The organism is Brevundimonas sp. TWP2-3-4b2 (assembly GCF_049897345.1).
In the GTDB taxonomy this organism is placed as follows: domain Bacteria; phylum Pseudomonadota; class Alphaproteobacteria; order Caulobacterales; family Caulobacteraceae; genus Brevundimonas.
Genome location: NZ_JAFCWB010000007.1, coordinates 1 through 15,836, shown reverse-complemented (window position 1 = coordinate 15,836; position 15,836 = coordinate 1). Strand labels below are relative to the sequence as shown.

Here is a 15,836-nt window from a genome sequence, read left to right as displayed (position 1 = left end):
GCCGGGACAAGAACCCGGAATCCAGGGGTCTGGATGCCGCCGCCCGCCCCACGCTCCCGTGCCGAGTCCAGTCACCTGGATTCCGGGTTCCGCTTTGCGGCCCCGGAAAGACGGTGTTGATGGACGATCAGCGGGTCTGCTGAACGGCGATTGAACCTAGACCGTCAGGTCACGGACCATGTAGCGGGCGTCGGGGCCGTAGCTGGCCAGTTTGGCCGTCATGGCGCGACTGTCGACCACAGCGAAGCCGCGCCTTTCCCAGAAGGGCGCGGCGTTGTTGACCGCGACAAGGGTCAGCGCCGGCCAGCCTGCCGCGCGGGCCTGATCCGCCAGCCGCTCGACAATGATTTGCGACCAGCCGCCGCCCCGGACGTCGGGGTGCAGGGCCAGATCGTGCAGATACAGAACCTCGGCGTCCGCCGGGATGGCCTCGATCAGCGTATTCAGCGCGGGGGCCGCCGCTGCCCGCCAGGGATAGGCGACCAGATAGCCGCGGGGCGGGCCGCCTTCGTCGGCGAGGACGAAACACCCGGACGGATTCAGTGCCAGCCGGTTCTCGAAACAGTCGCGACCCTCGAAATGATCGGGGAAGCCGATGACCGCGATGTCGGCGACGGCATCCAGATCGGCCTCCGCCATCAGCCGCCAGCGGAGGCCCGTCCGGCTCAGAGGGGGCAGCGGGTGTTCAGCGGGACCGCCCTGAAATTCCATTCCATGCTCCGGGCCTGCCCGCCGATTTCGCCCTCGATCCGGGCCTTGAGGGCGTCGCCGTCGCGTTCATAGATCACGCGGGTGGGAAAGTCGTTTTCGGCATTGGCGAAGACCACGCGGGTCGGGCCGGTCTCTGCCACGACGAAGACCGTCGGTGGCGCGCCACCGGGCTGGGCGACATAGGCGAAGCCCTGCGGCGTCGGGCCGATGTGCGAAAGTTCGAACGAGACCTGACCCCGCGCCACCGTGAGGGCATGGCCCGCCATCAAGCCCGCGCGCGGGTCGCTCCAGGTCTCGGAGACTTCGCGACCGTTGGCGCAGTCGAGCCAGTAGCCGGCGATCCATGACAGGTCAGGGGTCGCCGCGGGCGCTGTCTGTATCAGGGCGGCGGCGAGGGCGGCGGTCAGCATTGAGGTGTCCCCTTGGGTTCGGCGTCAGCGGCACCCTAGTGCGGCGACAGCGGGCCGGTCTTGTAGGATTGCGACGCGAGGCTGCGGGCCAGGCCGATCTGGTCCCGGGCCCATTCGGTGGCGGTGCAGCCAAGGAAGCGGCGAAAATCCCGGGCCATTTGCGGCTGGTCGAAATAGCCGGCCTCCAGGCCCGCTTCCAGCCAGCCGACGGCCGCCGGTCCTTCGGCGGCGTGATCGAAGACGCGGCGAAAGCGCAGGATCGAGCGCAGCATGCGCGGCGGGATGCCGACACGGTCGAGGAAGCGGCGCTGCAGGGCGCGTTGCTCACCGGCCGGGCGAGCCGGCGTCGGTGCGTCGGCTGTCGCAGCCTCGATCCCGGCGCGCACGACCGGGTCCAGGGACCAGCTGTTGCGCCGGCGCTGGTCTTCCAGCCAGCGGACCATGACCTCGACCTGTCCGGCCGGATCGCCGGCGGGCGGCCCGAGGCCCGCAAGCCGCGCCACCATGTCCAGCCGGCGGTCAGTCGCCTCGACGAGGGCGTGGCCCAGCCAGTCGCGCGCGCCGTCGGGTTCGAACCGGATCGCAACCAGTTCGACCGGCCCGGCCGGGCGCAGGGCCAGCGGTCGGGTCATCTGGCCGGCGAACAGGGCCTGTGGTTGAAGCCGGAAGACGCCGTCGTCGCCCTGTTCCTCATAGGGTGAGCCGATGTCGAGGATCAGTTCGGGGCAGCCGTCGGGGGCGATCCGCTGCACGGTCGGATTCGGATCCGGGGCGGCATAGGTCCAGATCGTACGGACGAAGGGGCGCAGGGACGCGGGCGGCTCGTGCTCCTGATAGCGCTCCCGCGCGGCCACCTCAGTTCAGCTTGTCCGGTGCCGGCGGGAGCGGGGGCAGGGGTGCGCAGGGGACGCCGTCGTCCTTGAGCTTCTTCACCTCGGCGGGCGTGGCCTCGCCATAGATCTCGCGCTTTTCGGACCGGCCCTCGTGGATGTCGCGGGCCTCGCGGGCGAAGGCGTCGCCGACATAGTCGAAATTCTGCTCGACATGACTGCGCACCTCCCGGGCCGCCTGCATCATCATGGTCTGCATCCTCGCCAGGTCGGGTTGGGAGGGAGCTTTCTTCGTACCCGCGACGGCCGGTGCCATGATCTGTTTGGACACGGCGTGCGAACCACAGAGGGGGCATTCCACCAGCCCCCGCGCCACCTGGTCGTCATAGTCGGTCGAGGTCCCGAACCAGGCCTCGAAGCCGTGTTCATGCTCGCATCTGAGGGCGTAGCGGATCATCTCGCGACCTGGATCGGTGTCGCGAAATCGCGATCGTGGGTCAGCTGGGGGATGGCGGCGCGGGCGCGGTCGACGGCGTCGAAATCCAGCGTCGCGAACAGGACGCCGGGTTCGTCGTGGTCCAGCCTGGCCGCGACCTCGCCCCACGGCGCGACCACCGTCGAGCGGCCCCAGGTGCGACGGCCGTCCTCATGCGTCCCGGCCTGGGCGGGGGCCAGGATCCAGCAGCCCGTCTCTATGGCGCGGGCGCGCAGCAGCGTCTCCCAGTGCGCCTCGCCGGTCGGCACGGTGAAGGCGGCGGGCACGGCGATCATGACCGCCCCCGCCCGGGCCAGGGCCCGGTACAGCTGCGGGAAGCGGATGTCGTAGCAGATGGTCAGGCCCAGCCGGCCCCATGGCGTTTCGGCCACGACCGCCTGTTCGCCCGGCCGGACCGAGGCGCTTTCGCGCCAGCGTTCGCCGGTCGGCAGGTCCACGTCGAAGACGTGCAGCTTGTCATAGGTCGCGGCGATTTCGCCCCGGTCGTCGATCAGCAGGGAGCGGTTGGCGGCGCGGTCATCGCCCGCATGGCCCGACCGGACGATGGCCGAGCCGATCAGCAGCCAGACGCCCAGTTCGCGGGCCAGGTCGCGCAGATTGCCGACCGCCTCATCCCGCTCCTGGGTGGTCAGGGCGGCCGCACGCCGGTCCTTGTCCCGGATCAGGAAATTGGTCGCTTCCGGGGTCAGGATCAGCCGGGCACCGCCGGCCGCCGCATCCCGGATCAGGGGCTCGACATGGGCGAAGGCGGCCGAAGGCGAGGCCGGGGTCCGGGTCTGGATCAGGGCGATCGGAAGCGTTGTCATCAGGCCTCGAGCAATGGGTCCAGCGCGCCCTTGCGGTCAAGGGCGTGCAACTCGTCGGAGCCGCCGATGTGTTTTCCGTCGATGAAGATCTGCGGGAAGGTCATCCGGCCGCCGGACTTCTGGATCATTTCCTGCTTTTTGGCCGGATCATTGGAGGCGACGATCTCGGCATAGTCCGCGCCCTTGCGATCCAGCAGGCCCATGGCGGCGATGCAGTAGGGGCAGCCGGGTTTGGTATAGATGACAACGTCGGACACGGGGGCGAATCTCCTGAAAGCGGTTGATGCCTACATAGGCAGTTCCCGGACGGTTCGCACCCGGGCGACGACGGCAAGGTCGACGGCGCGCGCGCCGGCCTCGATCAGGGCGCGGGCGCAGGCCTCGGCGGTGGCCCCGGTGGTCAACACATCATCGACCAGAAGGATGCGGCGTCCCTTGATGCGGCGGCGACCCTCCTCAGTGACGGAAAAGGCCTTGCCGACGTTCAGGCGGCGACCGCGGGCGGACTTGCCGCCCTGTGAGGTGGTGTGGGTCTGCCGGGTCAGGGCGTCGGGCAGATAGTCGAGACCGGCCTGACGGGCCAGCGGCCGGGCGATCTCGGCGGCCTGGTTGAAGCGCCGCGACAGCAGCCGGAAACGATGCAGCGGCACCGGGGCGACGGCGTCGGCCTCGGCCAGCAGCGGCGCGGCCGAGCGACTGACCCAGCGCGCGAACAGGGGCGCGAAGGGCTGTTGGTCACCGTGCTTGAATTTCAGGATCAGGCCGCGCGACGCCTCGTCATAGACGCAGGCCGCCCGGGCCCGGTCGAAGGCGTAGGGGCGCGCGATACAGGCGGCGCAGCGGGGCGCGGCAAAGGCCCCGCCGTCCATCTCAAACCCCGCGCCGCAGCCGTCGCAGACCGGGTCCTCGAGGAAGACCACGCGGCTCCAGGCGTCGGGCGTCAGGCCGGCGGAAGCCGTCGCCTCGGGGCTGTCCCAGGCCAGCGGCGGCAGCAGCAGGTCGGTCAGGCCGCGCCCCAGCGACCGCGCGCCGCGCGTGATCTGCAGGCCGCCCGCTTTCAATCGGTCGCGCCAGCCCCCATCCTGCAGGTTCATGAACGCCTCCTCCGGTCCACCCCGCATCTTCGACGTTCCGCGCCGTACGGCAAGGCTTGCGCGCAGCGAAAAGACGATCGCGCGTGCCGACTTCCTGCATGCGCGGGCCGCTGACAACGCCGTTGGCAGTCTGGAGGCCCTGCTGCGCGACTGGCCCGGGGTGCTGGATCTGTCGGCGCATCCGGGGGCCTTCGCGGGGGCCCTGAAGGGCAGCGCGGCCGCGGGACGGGTGGGGCCGGTGGTCGCGGCGGGCGACCTTGCCGCCCGCGCGGGCCCAGGAAACGATCCGCTGGACGTCGCCGACGCGTCGCAGGACCTGATCGTCTCGCTGATGAGCCTGCACTGGGCCAACGATCTGCCCGGCGCCCTGACGCAGATCCGCCGGGCGCTGAAGCCGGACGGGCTGTTTCTCGGCACGCTGCTGGGGGCCGGCACGCTGAAAGAGCTGCGCGCGGTGCTGACCGAGGCCGAGCTGGAGGCACGCGGCGGGGCCCAGGCGCGGGTCTCGCCCTTCGCCGACGGCTTCGACGGCGCGGCCCTGTTGCAGCGGGCGGGATTCGCCCTGCCGGTGGCGGATGTCGACCGGGTGACGGTGCGCTATCCCGATCTGCCGACGCTGGTGGGCGACCTGCGGGCCATGGGGGAGACAAATGTGCTGGCAGGGCCGCTACGTCCGCTGACGCGCGGCATCCTCGCCCGGGCAGCACAGCTCTATACCGAGCGGTACGGCGAGCCCGACGGCCGCATCCCGGCGACCTTCGAGATCGTGCATCTGGCGGGCTGGGCTCCGCACGAAAGCCAGCAGAAGCCGCTGGCGCGCGGCTCGGCGAAAATGCGGCTGGCGGATGCGCTGGGCGTCAGGGAACAGACGGGCGAGGAATAGGGGCGGTCAGCCGCCCATGGCCGCCCGCAGCCTGTCCATGGCAGCGTTGAAGACGCCGCTGCCCGTCGCGCCGAAGGCCTGCAGGGCCCCGAGGATGACGAGGAACATCAGGGCCAGGATCATGCCGTATTCGATCGCGGTGGCCCCGCTTTCGTCGCGCCGGAAGCGGGTCAGGAAGCGTCGCAGCATCGGCCCCCTCCTTTCGGCGGCTAGAGCAGGTCGCGCAGCCAGGCGACCAGCGGTTCGTCGGCCGGAGGCATAGGATAGTCGGCCATCTGGTTCGGCCGCACCCATTTCAGCGCCGCGTGCTCGCGATTCTGAACCACCCCCGACCAGCGTCGGCACAGGTACAGTGGCATCAACAGGTGAAATGAATCGTAAGCGTGGCTGGTAAACACGAAAGGCGACAGACAGGCCTCGGTCACGTCGATGCCGAGTTCCTCGTGCAGTTCGCGGATCAGGGCCTGTTCCGGCCGTTCGCCGGCCTCGACCTTGCCGCCGGGGAATTCCCACAGGCCGGCTAGTTGCTTGCCCTCGGGCCTCTGCGCGATCAGCACCCGGCCGTCCGCATCGATCAGGGCCACGGCGACGACGAGGACGGTGGGAAGTCCTTCGCTCACGACCGATAGTCGCCGTTGATCTCGATGTAGCGTTTGGTCAGGTCGCAGGTCCAGACGGTGGCCGAGGCGCGGCCGGAGCCGACGTCGACGGTGATGTCGATCTCGGCATTCTTCATATAGGCGCTCATTTTCGCCTCGTCGTAGGTCGGCGACGGGGCCCCGTCGACGGCGGCGACATGGGGGCCGAAGCGGATGCCGAGGCGGTCGCGGTCGACCGGCTCCTCGGTCTTGCCCACGGCCATGACGACGCGGCCCCAGTTGGCGTCCTCGCCGGCGAGGGCGGTTTTGACCAGGGGACTGTCGGCGATCGACTTGGCCAGCTTGCGGGCCGAGGCGGGGCTGGCCGCGCCGTCGACGGTGACGCGGACGAATTTGGTCGCGCCCTCGCCGTCGCGAACCAGCTGATGGGCGAGGTCGAGCATGACCCTGTCCAGGGCGGCCGAAAAGTCCTTGAGCCGGCGGTCGCCGACCCGGCCGATGCGCGGGGCGCCGCTCGCGCCCGTGGCGAACAGCAGGCAGGTGTCATTGGTGGAGGTGTCGCCGTCCACGGTGACGCTGTTGAAGGTCGTGCGGACGTGCAGGCCGAGCATGGCCCGCAACACATTGGGATGGATGTCGGCGTCGGTGACGATGAAGCCCAGCATGGTGGCCATGTCGGGGGCGATCATTCCGGAGCCCTTGGCGATCCCGGCGATGCGGACGGTATGGCCGTCGATCCGGCATTCGGCATAGGACCCCTTGGGGAAGGTGTCCGTGGTCATGATGCCCTGACCCGCGCGCGCCCACTGTTCGGTCGGGTGCAGGTCGGCGTCCAGCGCCGTCTCGATGTCCTTGAGGCGGGCCGTGATCTTGCGGTCGTCCAGCACCACGCCGATGACGCCGGTCGAGGCCAGCATGACGTCGCGCTGGCGGCAGCCGAAGCGTTTGGCGATCCCGGACGCCGTCCGGCGGGCCGCGTCGGCCCCGGCCTTGCCCGTGAAGGCGTTGGCGCAGCCCGCATTGACCACCAAAGCGCGGACGTCCGTACCGCCCTCGGGCCCGTCCAGTTGCCGCTTGCACCAGTCCACCGGGGCCGAGCCGATCTTGTGGCGGGTGAAGACGCCGGCGCAGGTGGTGCCGCGGGCGAAGCGGAACACGACCAGATCGTCGCGCTCATGCTTGTAGAAGCCGGCCCGGGCCGTGGCGATCTCGACCCCGCCGATCGGCGGAATGGTCGGAAAGGGCACGGCCAGCGGCGAAATCTCCAGACCCGGCTTGCCGGGCGCGGCGGGTGCCGCCGGTTTCGGCGCCGGTGTCGTGGCGCGTTTCAGGGCCGTGGCCAGCGGGTCCAGCGCCTTTTCGAGCGCCTGTTCCAGTTTCTGACCGGTCGAAGTGCGACCGGCCTCGGGCGAACGGCTCATGATTTTTTCGCCGCGGCGGGCGCGGGGGCAGGCGGAGCGGTCACGGGCGCGGCCGCGGGACGCGGAGCCGAGGCGGGTTCCTGGGATCGGGTGGGGTCGCCCTCCAGCAGGACATCGACCTTGGCCTTGCCGCGCAGCTGCTCCAGCAGCTGGCGCACCCCCTCATAGGTCAGATAGCGCACGATCTGGGGTCGGGCCTGCTCCAGCGTCGGCGGCGTCTCGCGACGGCGGTCCTCGACGCGCAGGACGGCCCAGCCGCCCTCGGTCTGGAATGGCCCAACGGTCGAACCGGCGGGTTTGCCGCGCAGGGCGTTGGCATAGGCCTCGGGCATGACGTCGAGGGTGCGATAGCCCAGGTCACCGCCGGAATAGCGGGTGGCGTCGTCGATCGAGCTCTCGGCAGCCACGGCCTCAAAGGCCGAGCCCTGGGCCAGGATGCCGATGACGGCGTCGGCCTCGGGCCGGCTGCGCGAGAGGATCAGACGGACGCGGACCTCTTCGGACGTCTGCGCCAGCCGTACCTGTTCCTGGTAGATGGTCTCGACCGCGCGGTCGGAAATCGTGCCGTTGACGACGGTCTCGACCAGCATATCGCCGAGAATGCGTTCGCGGGTCGCCTCGAGCCGGCGCTGCGCCAGGGCGGAGTTGTCCAGGCCGCGGCGGCCGGCCTCGGCGGCCAGCAATTTCTGGTCGATGACCTCGTCCAGCACGCGACGGAACAGGTCGGAGGTGACGTCCAGGGGCTCGCCCTCGCCGACCAGACCCTGGGCCACAGCCTCGCGCTTGACGTCCGAGGCCCAGATGGTCTGGTCCTGGACCCTGGCCACGGCGCGATCGCCGGGCTCGGGCGGTCGGTCCGAACCGGGACCCTTGCCGCAGGCCGCCACGCCGAGCGACAGCGCCAGGCAGGCGGCGATCAGGACACGGGTAGCAAGGGCGGGGGCGAAGGGGGTCGAAAGCCTCATCGGGGGCGCGCTCCGTCACGAGGCGGGAAAGGCCCTCGCGTTGACAGGGATAAGGCCGGTGCTTAAGTCCCGCCTGCGCCCAAGTCGAGGGGTTTTCGAACGTTCGCGCGGCCCTCGCGCGCGCCTGTGTCAGGCGCGCCGGGCCGACGACGCCGGGAACCCCAACGCAACGTCATCGCCGCTCCTTCGGCACCCTTCAGTACCAGAGCCCCTGTGGCTCGCCCGCCTTCGGATCATTCATGTTCGGCATCGCCAAGAAGATTTTCGGCTCCTCCAATGACCGAAAGGTCAAGGACTTCATGAGCCGGGTCCAGAAGATCAACGCGCTGGAGCCGAAATATGCGGCGCTGAGCGACGACGAGCTGCGGATGATGACGGAAACCTTCCGCGATCGGCTGGCGGGGGGCGAGACGCTCGACAAGGTCATGAATGAGGCCTTCGCCGTCGCGCGCGAGGCCTCCAAACGGGTGCTGGGCCAGCGGCAGTATGACGTCCAGCTGGCGGGCGGCATGATCCTGCACAACGGCGGTATCGCCGAGATGCGCACCGGCGAGGGCAAGACCCTGGTCGCCGTGGCGGCGGTGTATCTGAACGCCCTGTCCGGCAAGGGCGTGCACGTCATCACCGTCAACGACTATCTGGCCCGGCGCGACGCCGAATGGATGGGCCGCGTCTATCGCTTCCTCGGCATGGAGGTCGGCGTCATCGTCAACGGCCTGTCGTCGGGACAGCGGCAGGCGGCCTATGCGGCCGACATCACCTACGGCACCAACAACGAATTCGGCTTCGACTATCTGCGCGACAACCTGGTCTATGACCGCAAGGAGATGGTGCAGCGCCCGCACCATTTCGCCATCGTCGACGAGGTCGATTCCATCCTGATCGACGAAGCGCGCACGCCGCTGATCATTTCGGGCCCGACGGAAGACCGGTCGGACCTGTATCTGATCGTCGACGGCATCATCAAGGACCTGATCCAGGACAAGACGACCTTCGACCTCGACGAGAAACAGCGTCAGGCGCTGCTGACCGAGGAGGGCTCCGAGAAGATCGAACAGATCATGGAAGACCGCGAGCTGTTTGCTCCGGACACCACCGGCCTGTACGACGCCGCCAACATCACCCTGGTTCACCACATCAACCAGGCCCTGCGCGCCAACACCCTGTATCAAAAGGACAAGGACTACATCATCAAGGCCGGCGAGGTCATGCTGATCGATGAGTTCACCGGTCGGATGATGCAGGGCCGCCGCCTGTCCGAGGGTCTGCACCAGGCCATCGAGGCCAAGGAGGGCGTGAAGATCATGCCCGAGAACCAGACCCTGGCCTCGGTCACGATCCAGAACTATTTCCGCCTCTACGAAAAACTGTCCGGCATGACCGGCACGGCCGCGACCGAGGCCCAGGAATTCCTCGACATCTACAAGATGGACGTCCTGGAAGTGCCGACCAATCGCCCGGTCAAGCGCATCGACCACGATGACGAGATTTTCCGCACCGAGGCCGAGAAGAATCTGGCCATCGCCGGCCTGATCGCCGAGTGCCACCTGCGCGGCCAGCCCATCCTGGTCGGCACGGTGTCGATCGAGAAATCCGAGACCCTGTCCGAACTGCTGCGGACCTATGAGCACAAGGTCGAGACCGGCCGCACCCTGAAGCCGGCGTTTGTCGGCAAGGACAAGGAGGCGGCCAAGATCGGCGACGCTGCCTTCGACATCACTTACGAAGTCCAGCTGCGCGGCATTCCGCACAGCGTGCTGAACGCGCGCCAGCATGAGCAGGAAGCCTATATCGTTGCCGATGCCGGTCTGCCCGGCGTGGTGACCATCGCCACCAACATGGCCGGCCGCGGGACCGACATCCAGCTGGGCGGCAACCTGGAAATGCGGCTGCAGAAGTGGCGCCAGGAAAACCGCAACATGGCCGTCGAGGTCACGCCGGAGATGGAAGCCGCGGAAGAAGCCCGGCTGAAGGCCGACATCGCCGAGCAGAAGCAGATCTCGCTGGCCGCCGGCGGCCTGTTCGTGCTCGGCACCGAGCGCCACGAGAGCCGCCGTATCGACAACCAGCTGCGCGGCCGGACCGGTCGTCAGGGCGACCCGGGCACCTCGAAATTCTTCCTGTCCTGCGAGGACGACCTGCTGCGCATCTTCGCCGGCGACCGTCTGGACGCCATCATGCGCAGCTTCGGCGTGGCCGAGGGGGAGGCCATCAGCCACCCGTGGCTGAACCGCGCCGTCGAGACCGCCCAGAAGCGCGTCGAGACCCGCAACTACGATATCCGCAAGAACCTGCTGAAATACGACGACGTCGTGAACGACCAGCGCAAGGCCGTGTTCGAACAGCGCCAGGAGTTCATGGACTCCGAGGACCTGTCCGAGCTGGTGGGCGAATTCCGCAATGACGTGATCGCGGACCTGATCGAAAAACATATGCCGCCCAAGGCCTATGCCGAACAGTGGGACATGGACGGGCTGGACGAGAAGGTGCGTTCAACGCTGGGCCTGGAGCTGCCGCTGCATGACTGGGCGGCCGAGGAAGGCGTGTCCAACGAGGAGATCGAGGAGCGCGTGGTCGCCGCCGCCGACGCGCGCGCGGCCGAACGGATGGAGCAGATCGGAACCGAGCAGACGCGCGGCCTCGAGAAGCAGTTCCTGCTGCAGATGATCGACATGCAGTGGCGCGAGCATCTGGTCCATCTGGACCACCTGCGCGGCGTCATCGGCCTGCGTGGCTATGGCCAGCGCGATCCGCTGAACGAGTATAAGACCGAGGCCTTCAACCTGTTCGAGACGCTGCTCTATGAGCTGCGCCACAATGTGACCCGCTGGCTGATGACGGTCGAGTTCCGCTTCGACCAGCCGGCCCCGATGGAGATGCCCGAGTTCCAGGAAATCCACCTGAACCCCGGCACCGGCGAGAACGAGATGGCCAACCCGCTGGCCCAGAATCCCGAAGGCCAGCTGACGGGTGACGATCGCGCCCGCCTGCCCGTGGACCTGCTGCCTGCCGGCTGGGCCCGCACCCCGCGCAACTCGGACTGCCCGTGCGGCAGCGGCCGGAAGTTCAAACACTGCCACGGCTCGCTGATCTAGAGCGAAACCGGTCTTGATGGGCGCAGTCCATCAGGACCCGGATTTCGTTCCGGAGACTGATCCGCGGTGGACTTGCGTGGCAGGTCCTCCGGGGCGGACCTCAGGCAGCCTGGTTGACGGCCGGGGATATCCGGTGTTCCGGATAGGCTGTATGACGGGCGGACGCGTTCGCCAGCATGGAGGCCCGCGATGATTCTGGCGCTGTTGTTGGGTCTTGTCGCCGGGCCGGTGCCTCAGAGTGAACAGGCCTTGCTCCGTTCCTGCGAAATGACCGTTGAGGGCTGGATCTGCGTCTACCGCATCCCGCCGATCACCGCCGTCCCCGAGCCGGGATCGGTCGTCACGAACCGGACCCTGGAAATGGAAATGGCCGGCCCGCCGGCCGTAGCGGTGCCTGCGCCCGTCGTCGTCGATCCGGCCGCGGTGGAGGCCAACCGGCTGATGTTGCGATGTGCAGAGGCGTCCTGGCTGTCCCTTTGCACGCCCGGCGACCGCCGGCAGGCCCGCCTGCTCAAGGACGCCGCCGACCGTCGCGCCGCCTTGCAGCATGAGGTCGGCCGTCTGCTGGGCGAGCAGCAATGCGATGCGGCCGTCCGTACGGCCCTGCGCGCCGGTGATCTGGCCATGGCCCGTGAGGCGCGGGATTTCTGCCAGGTGGGGGCCGCCGGAGCGACCCCGCCGGTGAGCCAATAGAAATCCCGGCCGGACCAGGTCCAGCCGGGATTCGAACAGCGCGTTAACGGCGCAGATCAGTTGGCGGGCGGGCAGCCACCGCTGGCGCAACCGACATAGTGAATCTCGGGCGGCTCGACCGTCACCTCGGACGGCCGGACATGAACATCGGGCGCACGCAGATAGATCTGGGGGGCGGCGATGCGGATCGGCGGTGCGTCGACCCAGACCGGGGGGGCCTGGATATCAATCCGGCCTGACGGGACCAGGACCGGGCGGCCGTAGATGCGGATGCCGGGGCCGCCGGAATAGCTAACGCTCCACGGCTGTACCGGGCGGTAGAAGTCCGCCTCATGCTGGCAGGTGCAGGGATCGTTCGGCGTGTGAGCATGGTCGCGGCAATCTGCGGGAGGCGGCGGCGAGTCATAACGGCTGTGCTGCTGTGCGAGGGCCGGAGCCGGCAGCAGCAAAAGGGCACCGGCGGCGGCGACTACAGTGCGTTTGATCATTCTCATCCCCTTGAGAAAAGCCGGACCCCCGCCGGACTTTATGGATCATTGTTAGGTTGGGGTTAACCATATGACAAGGCTGACTCGCCTCTCAGGTGAGTTGCGAAACTGGCGTACCGGGCGGCCGCGTGCGACATCCGGATCATGTCGCACAAGACCCTCTTTTCCCGCGCCCTGTCGCTGGACCCGGAACGGCTGCATTTCGCCGCCCACAGCCATCATCTGTGGCCCGACGCCAGTTTTGACGCCCAGGTGCAGACCTGGGTCGAGGCCAACCGGTTCGCCGACCGGAAATGGGACCTGATCTTCGGCGAGGTGATCCCCAGGGCCCAGGCGCATGTGGCGCGCGAGCTGAACCTGCCCGATCCGGCCACGGTGGTGTTCGCGCCCAACACCCATGACCTGTTGTTGCGGATCGTCTCGGGCGTCGAGCGAAAACCCGTGCGTATCCTCTCGACCGACGGCGAGTTCCATTCGTTCCGGCGTCAGGCCGAGCGCTGGGAAGAGGCGGGCGAGGCGCTGATCACGCGCGTCGCGCTGGAACCGTTCGAGACCTTTGACGCGCGGTTCGTGGCAGCGGCGACCGCCGGCGGATTTGATCTGATCGTCATCAGCCAGGTCTTCTTCCGCACCGGCCAGGTGTTCGGCCGGGTCGCCGATCTGGCCGCCCTGGCGGACCCGGCGGGACCGTGGGTGGTGGTGGACGGCTATCACGGCTTCATGGCCACACCGACCGATCTGGGCGCGGTGGCGGACCGGATCTTCTATCTGGCCGGCGGCTATAAATACGCCATGTCGGGCGAGGGCGTCTGTTTCCTGCACGCCCCGGACGGCTATTGCCCGCGGCCGGTGATCACGGGCTGGTTCTCGGAGTTCGGCGAGCTTTCGGGCCCGCCGGGCGGGGTGCCGTACCGCAGCGACGGCGGCCGGTTCTGGGGTGCGACCTTCGACGTCTCGCCCCTGTACCGGTTCAATGCCGTGCGCGGGATGCTGGACGAAGCCGGACTGACCACCGCCGATGTCTCGGCCCACGCGCGCGGACTGATGGAGCGGTTCCAGTCCGCCGTGACCGGCGGCGAGGCCGGAAAACTGTCCGGGGCCGAACTGATCAATCCGTTGACGGACGATATCAGCCGGGCGCGCTTCCTGGCCTTCCGCGACGTCAAGGCCGCCGACTGGCGGGCCCGACTGCTCGACGCGGGTGTCTTCACCGATGTGCGCGACGACGTGATCCGCTTCGGCTTCGGCCTGTATCAGGATGAGGCCGACGTCGAGCGGCTGATCGAGACGTGCAGGCGGGTGCTTTAGCCCTCTCTACCGTGCACCCCGGCGAATGCCGGGGTCCAGATCACCGGCGCGATGGCTGGATCCGCCCGCTTGCCTGACCCGCAAGACGAGCGGCATGCCATCTGGATCCCGGCATTCGCCGGGATACACGGCGGTGAGGAACCCTCCTAGAAGAAGGTCGTGTCGTCGCTCTGTTTGGCTTCCGGGGCCTTGCGCGGGACCGGGGGTGTCGCTGTGGGAGGCGTGGCCGGCGCGGCCCCCGGGGCGGGTGCCGCTGCCGGAGCACCGCCGGGGGTGCCGGGCAGGCTGGGATAGGGCAGGCTCTCGGGGCTGCCGTCGCCGGGGTAGGCAGCCGGCGCGGCCGGATCGCCGGACGCGACACCGGGCGTCTCGATCCGGTCCGGCGCGCCGAGGTCGTCGCGGATGAAGGTCCATGACCGGCTGTCGGAACAGGCGCAGGCCTTCATGAACCCCTGCTGGTCGCGCCAGATGATCACCGGATAGCCGGTCTGCAGGCCGTTGTTCTTCAAATGGCCGGCCAGGCTGGCGACAAAGGTCCGCCCGGCATTGACCACGGCACCGCGCGCCAGATTGCCGTCTGCGGCGGGAATGCCCGCGGCGGTCCAGTTGCGCACCGGCGTGGCGGTCCAGCGCTGGTACAGGGTCCAGTCGCGCGTCAGCCACAGCTCGGCCACGGTGGCGCGTTCGGCGGCGGTCGACTGGGCCAGGCCCTCACGCTCGGGCCGGGCGAAGACGATTACACGGGCCTCGACGCCGGCGGCGCGCAGCTTGGGCACCTCCTCGCGCTCGTAGCGCTGCATGGCGGCCGAGTCGCGATAGCCGATGATATAGAGCGGCTCGCCACCCCCGCCGGCCGAAAGCCATGAGGATTCGTCGAGCAGACGCTGGATGGCGGCCTGGTCGCGGCTGACCGTCACCGGCTGGAAGCGGGCGTAATAGGCCCAGTAGGCCCAGTAGCCGACGCCGGCGAGGATCAGGCCGATAAGGGCCGCGAGGGCCGACCAGATAAAAAAGCGACGCATGGGGGAAGGCGCTCCAGCTTCACGGTTCGCAGAGGTTAACGCCTAGCACCGAATTGGGTTGTCGCGCACGCCTGTGAGGCGAGCGGTCAGTCGGAAGATCGCATGGCGGCGACCGACCAGCGGACGATGGTCTTGTCGGACTGTTCCGCCCCGAGCCGGTCATAGAACCTGCGGGCAGCGAGATTGTCGGTCTTGACCTCCCATCGGGCGGGAAGGTCGAGGCTGATGGCGAGTTCGGCGAACCGTCGCATCAGTGCCTCCCCGACGCCCCGGCCGCGGACAGAGTCGTCCACGAAGATGTCGTCCAGGTTGAGATAGTCGCCGCCGCGCCAGATCCCGTAGGGCCGCGTCCACGAGAGGTAGCCGACGTCCCGGCCGTCCATCACGGCCAGCAGGCACCCGGCCCGGGGGACCTCTCCGCCCAGCGCGCTTTCGAGACTGGCGGGTGTCGCCGCCAGCCAGGGCGTCTCGCCCTGATGCTCCGCCAGCCCGAGCATCAAGGCATGAATACGGGCGGCGTCGGCAGGCCCGGCGGATCGGATGGTCGGCGCCATCACCCCATCGTCGGGATGACGAAGCTGGAGTCCGCATGCTCCAGCTCGGAGTCGGGCCAGCGGGCAGTGATGGTCTTGACCTTGGTCCAGAACTTCACGCCTTCCATGCCGTGCTGGTTGGTGTCGCCGAAGGCCGAGCGCTTCCAGCCGCCGAAGGTGTGATAGGCGACCGGCACCGGGATCGGGACGTTGATCCCGACCATGCCGACATTGACCCGGGCGGCGAAGTCGCGGGCCGCGCGGCCGTTCTGGGTGAAGATGGCGACGCCGTTGCCGTACTGGTGCTTCGACGGCAGCGACAGGGCCTCCTCGAACGACGCGGCTCGCACGATCTGCAGCACCGGGCCGAAGATCTCTTCCTTGTAGGACTCCATCTCGGGCGTGACGTGGTCGAACAGCGACGGGCCGATGAAATAGCCGCGCTCGTGGCCCTGCAGCGAGAAGCCGCGGCCGTCGACGAC

Annotated in this window: 19 protein-coding genes; 4 read left to right on the top strand and 15 right to left on the bottom strand. The window is 68.6% G+C overall.

Annotated elements, in window-relative coordinates; genetic code table 11:
* Positions 1-156: 156 nt before the first annotated feature.
* From ACP7AS_RS12150 to ACP7AS_RS12120, 7 genes are read right to left on the bottom strand one after another with little or no spacing between them, the layout of a single operon-like run.
* Positions 157-711 carry a GNAT family N-acetyltransferase gene (locus ACP7AS_RS12150; protein WP_426029123.1) on the bottom strand — a complete coding sequence of 185 codons (555 nt, stop codon included), beginning with the start codon at positions 709-711 and terminating at the stop codon, positions 157-159.
* On the bottom strand, positions 666-1,121 hold the full coding sequence (locus ACP7AS_RS12145; RefSeq protein WP_426029122.1) for a DUF6265 family protein: 456 nt from the start codon (positions 1,119-1,121) through the stop codon (positions 666-668). Before ACP7AS_RS12145 ends, ACP7AS_RS12150 begins: the two co-directional genes overlap by 46 nt.
* A 35-nt stretch (positions 1,122-1,156) precedes the next feature.
* Positions 1,157-1,975 (bottom strand): AraC family transcriptional regulator, encoded by an 819-nt coding sequence (locus ACP7AS_RS12140; RefSeq protein WP_426029121.1) that lies wholly within the window; start codon positions 1,973-1,975, stop codon positions 1,157-1,159.
* A 1-nt stretch (position 1,976) separates the two neighbouring features.
* Positions 1,977-2,408: a DUF1178 family protein gene (locus ACP7AS_RS12135; RefSeq protein WP_426029120.1), complete on the bottom strand. Its 432-nt coding sequence runs from the start codon at positions 2,406-2,408 to the stop codon at positions 1,977-1,979.
* Positions 2,405-3,253, bottom strand: a complete 849-nt coding sequence (locus tag ACP7AS_RS12130) for a carbon-nitrogen hydrolase family protein (protein ID WP_426029119.1) — start codon at positions 3,251-3,253, stop codon at positions 2,405-2,407. Before ACP7AS_RS12130 ends, ACP7AS_RS12135 begins: the two co-directional genes overlap by 4 nt.
* The gene (gene grxC / locus ACP7AS_RS12125; RefSeq protein WP_426029118.1) at positions 3,253-3,510 is read right to left on the bottom strand and encodes a glutaredoxin 3; all 258 of its coding nucleotides are present in this window, start codon (positions 3,508-3,510) and stop codon (positions 3,253-3,255) included. The genes ACP7AS_RS12130 and grxC overlap by 1 nt, the downstream gene beginning before the upstream one ends.
* A 30-nt stretch (positions 3,511-3,540) precedes the next feature.
* Positions 3,541-4,347, bottom strand: coding sequence for a ComF family protein (locus tag ACP7AS_RS12120; protein WP_426029117.1), 807 nt, complete (start codon positions 4,345-4,347; stop codon positions 3,541-3,543).
* On the opposite strand from ACP7AS_RS12120, the gene ACP7AS_RS12115 reads away from it, so the two are divergent.
* A complete protein-coding gene (locus ACP7AS_RS12115) occupies positions 4,346-5,230 on the top strand; it encodes a methyltransferase domain-containing protein (RefSeq protein ID WP_426029116.1) in 885 nt (294 codons plus the stop codon). The two genes, ACP7AS_RS12120 and ACP7AS_RS12115, sit on opposite strands and share 2 nt — an antisense overlap.
* A 6-nt stretch (positions 5,231-5,236) precedes the next feature.
* On the opposite strand, the gene ACP7AS_RS12110 is transcribed toward ACP7AS_RS12115, so the two are convergent.
* The 4 genes from ACP7AS_RS12110 to ACP7AS_RS12095 are packed head-to-tail and all read right to left on the bottom strand — an operon-like array spanning position 5,237 to position 8,215.
* Positions 5,237-5,419 (bottom strand): Flp family type IVb pilin, encoded by a 183-nt coding sequence (locus ACP7AS_RS12110; RefSeq protein WP_426029115.1) that lies wholly within the window; start codon positions 5,417-5,419, stop codon positions 5,237-5,239.
* A 20-nt stretch (positions 5,420-5,439) separates the two neighbouring features.
* On the bottom strand, positions 5,440-5,850 hold the full coding sequence (locus ACP7AS_RS12105) for a (deoxy)nucleoside triphosphate pyrophosphohydrolase (protein ID WP_426029114.1): 411 nt from the start codon (positions 5,848-5,850) through the stop codon (positions 5,440-5,442).
* Positions 5,847-7,250, bottom strand: a complete 1,404-nt coding sequence (argJ, locus tag ACP7AS_RS12100; RefSeq protein ID WP_426029113.1) for a bifunctional glutamate N-acetyltransferase/amino-acid acetyltransferase ArgJ — start codon at positions 7,248-7,250, stop codon at positions 5,847-5,849. Before argJ ends, ACP7AS_RS12105 begins: the two co-directional genes overlap by 4 nt.
* On the bottom strand, positions 7,247-8,215 hold the full coding sequence (locus tag ACP7AS_RS12095; RefSeq protein ID WP_426029112.1) for a peptidylprolyl isomerase: 969 nt from the start codon (positions 8,213-8,215) through the stop codon (positions 7,247-7,249). The genes argJ and ACP7AS_RS12095 overlap by 4 nt, the downstream gene beginning before the upstream one ends.
* Positions 8,216-8,454: 239 nt before the next feature.
* Between ACP7AS_RS12095 and secA the strand changes: the two genes are divergently transcribed.
* Both secA and ACP7AS_RS12085 read left to right on the top strand, forming a co-directional pair.
* Entirely contained in the window at positions 8,455-11,310 is a 2,856-nt protein-coding gene (gene secA, locus ACP7AS_RS12090; RefSeq protein WP_426029111.1) for a preprotein translocase subunit SecA, read from the top strand.
* A gap of 189 nt (positions 11,311-11,499) precedes the next feature.
* Positions 11,500-12,003 carry a hypothetical protein gene (locus tag ACP7AS_RS12085; RefSeq protein WP_426029110.1) on the top strand — a complete coding sequence of 168 codons (504 nt, stop codon included), beginning with the start codon at positions 11,500-11,502 and terminating at the stop codon, positions 12,001-12,003.
* Between the two features lie 56 nt (positions 12,004-12,059).
* Here the strand turns inward: ACP7AS_RS12085 and ACP7AS_RS12080 are convergent, their stop codons facing one another.
* Positions 12,060-12,491: a hypothetical protein gene (locus ACP7AS_RS12080; protein WP_426029109.1), complete on the bottom strand. Its 432-nt coding sequence runs from the start codon at positions 12,489-12,491 to the stop codon at positions 12,060-12,062.
* Between the two features lie 144 nt (positions 12,492-12,635).
* Here ACP7AS_RS12080 and ACP7AS_RS12075 point away from each other — a divergent pair, with 144 nt between their 5' ends.
* The gene (locus tag ACP7AS_RS12075) at positions 12,636-13,799 is read left to right on the top strand and encodes an aminotransferase class V-fold PLP-dependent enzyme (protein ID WP_426029108.1); all 1,164 of its coding nucleotides are present in this window, start codon (positions 12,636-12,638) and stop codon (positions 13,797-13,799) included.
* A 146-nt stretch (positions 13,800-13,945) separates the two neighbouring features.
* On the opposite strand, the gene ACP7AS_RS12070 is transcribed toward ACP7AS_RS12075, so the two are convergent.
* The 3 genes from ACP7AS_RS12070 to ACP7AS_RS12060 form a co-directional block, all read right to left on the bottom strand.
* Entirely contained in the window at positions 13,946-14,821 is an 876-nt protein-coding gene (locus tag ACP7AS_RS12070; RefSeq protein ID WP_426029107.1) for a hypothetical protein, read from the bottom strand.
* 86 nt (positions 14,822-14,907) lie between these two features.
* On the bottom strand, positions 14,908-15,375 hold the full coding sequence (locus tag ACP7AS_RS12065; protein ID WP_426029106.1) for a GNAT family N-acetyltransferase: 468 nt from the start codon (positions 15,373-15,375) through the stop codon (positions 14,908-14,910).
* Positions 15,375-15,836, bottom strand: a 462-nt coding sequence (locus tag ACP7AS_RS12060; RefSeq protein ID WP_426029105.1) for an aldehyde dehydrogenase family protein, incomplete at its 5' end; no start/stop codon positions are given. The genes ACP7AS_RS12060 and ACP7AS_RS12065, both read right to left, overlap by 1 nt.

What these genes read in the sequence shown, in the direction of transcription:
- ACP7AS_RS12150 (WP_426029123.1), bottom strand. Translation starts at nt 711, where the DNA reads ATGGAATTTCAGGGCGGTCCCGCTGAACACCCGCTGCCCCCTCTGAGC.
- ACP7AS_RS12145 (WP_426029122.1), bottom strand. Translation starts at nt 1,121, where the DNA reads ATGCTGACCGCCGCCCTCGCCGCCGCCCTGATACAGACAGCGCCCGCG.
- ACP7AS_RS12135 (WP_426029120.1), bottom strand. Translation starts at nt 2,408, where the DNA reads ATGATCCGCTACGCCCTCAGATGCGAGCATGAACACGGCTTCGAGGCC.
- ACP7AS_RS12130 (WP_426029119.1), bottom strand. Translation starts at nt 3,253, where the DNA reads ATGACAACGCTTCCGATCGCCCTGATCCAGACCCGGACCCCGGCCTCG.
- ACP7AS_RS12115 (WP_426029116.1), top strand. Translation starts at nt 4,346, where the DNA reads ATGAACGCCTCCTCCGGTCCACCCCGCATCTTCGACGTTCCGCGCCGT.
- ACP7AS_RS12120 (WP_426029117.1), bottom strand. Translation starts at nt 4,347, where the DNA reads ATGAACCTGCAGGATGGGGGCTGGCGCGACCGATTGAAAGCGGGCGGC.
- ACP7AS_RS12110 (WP_426029115.1), bottom strand. Translation starts at nt 5,419, where the DNA reads ATGCTGCGACGCTTCCTGACCCGCTTCCGGCGCGACGAAAGCGGGGCC.
- argJ (WP_426029113.1), bottom strand. Translation starts at nt 7,250, where the DNA reads ATGAGCCGTTCGCCCGAGGCCGGTCGCACTTCGACCGGTCAGAAACTG.
- ACP7AS_RS12095 (WP_426029112.1), bottom strand. Translation starts at nt 8,215, where the DNA reads ATGAGGCTTTCGACCCCCTTCGCCCCCGCCCTTGCTACCCGTGTCCTG.
- secA (WP_426029111.1), top strand. Translation starts at nt 8,455, where the DNA reads ATGTTCGGCATCGCCAAGAAGATTTTCGGCTCCTCCAATGACCGAAAG.
- ACP7AS_RS12085 (WP_426029110.1), top strand. Translation starts at nt 11,500, where the DNA reads ATGATTCTGGCGCTGTTGTTGGGTCTTGTCGCCGGGCCGGTGCCTCAG.
- ACP7AS_RS12080 (WP_426029109.1), bottom strand. Translation starts at nt 12,491, where the DNA reads ATGATCAAACGCACTGTAGTCGCCGCCGCCGGTGCCCTTTTGCTGCTG.
- ACP7AS_RS12075 (WP_426029108.1), top strand. Translation starts at nt 12,636, where the DNA reads ATGTCGCACAAGACCCTCTTTTCCCGCGCCCTGTCGCTGGACCCGGAA.
- ACP7AS_RS12070 (WP_426029107.1), bottom strand. Translation starts at nt 14,821, where the DNA reads ATGCGTCGCTTTTTTATCTGGTCGGCCCTCGCGGCCCTTATCGGCCTG.
- ACP7AS_RS12065 (WP_426029106.1), bottom strand. Translation starts at nt 15,375, where the DNA reads ATGGCGCCGACCATCCGATCCGCCGGGCCTGCCGACGCCGCCCGTATT.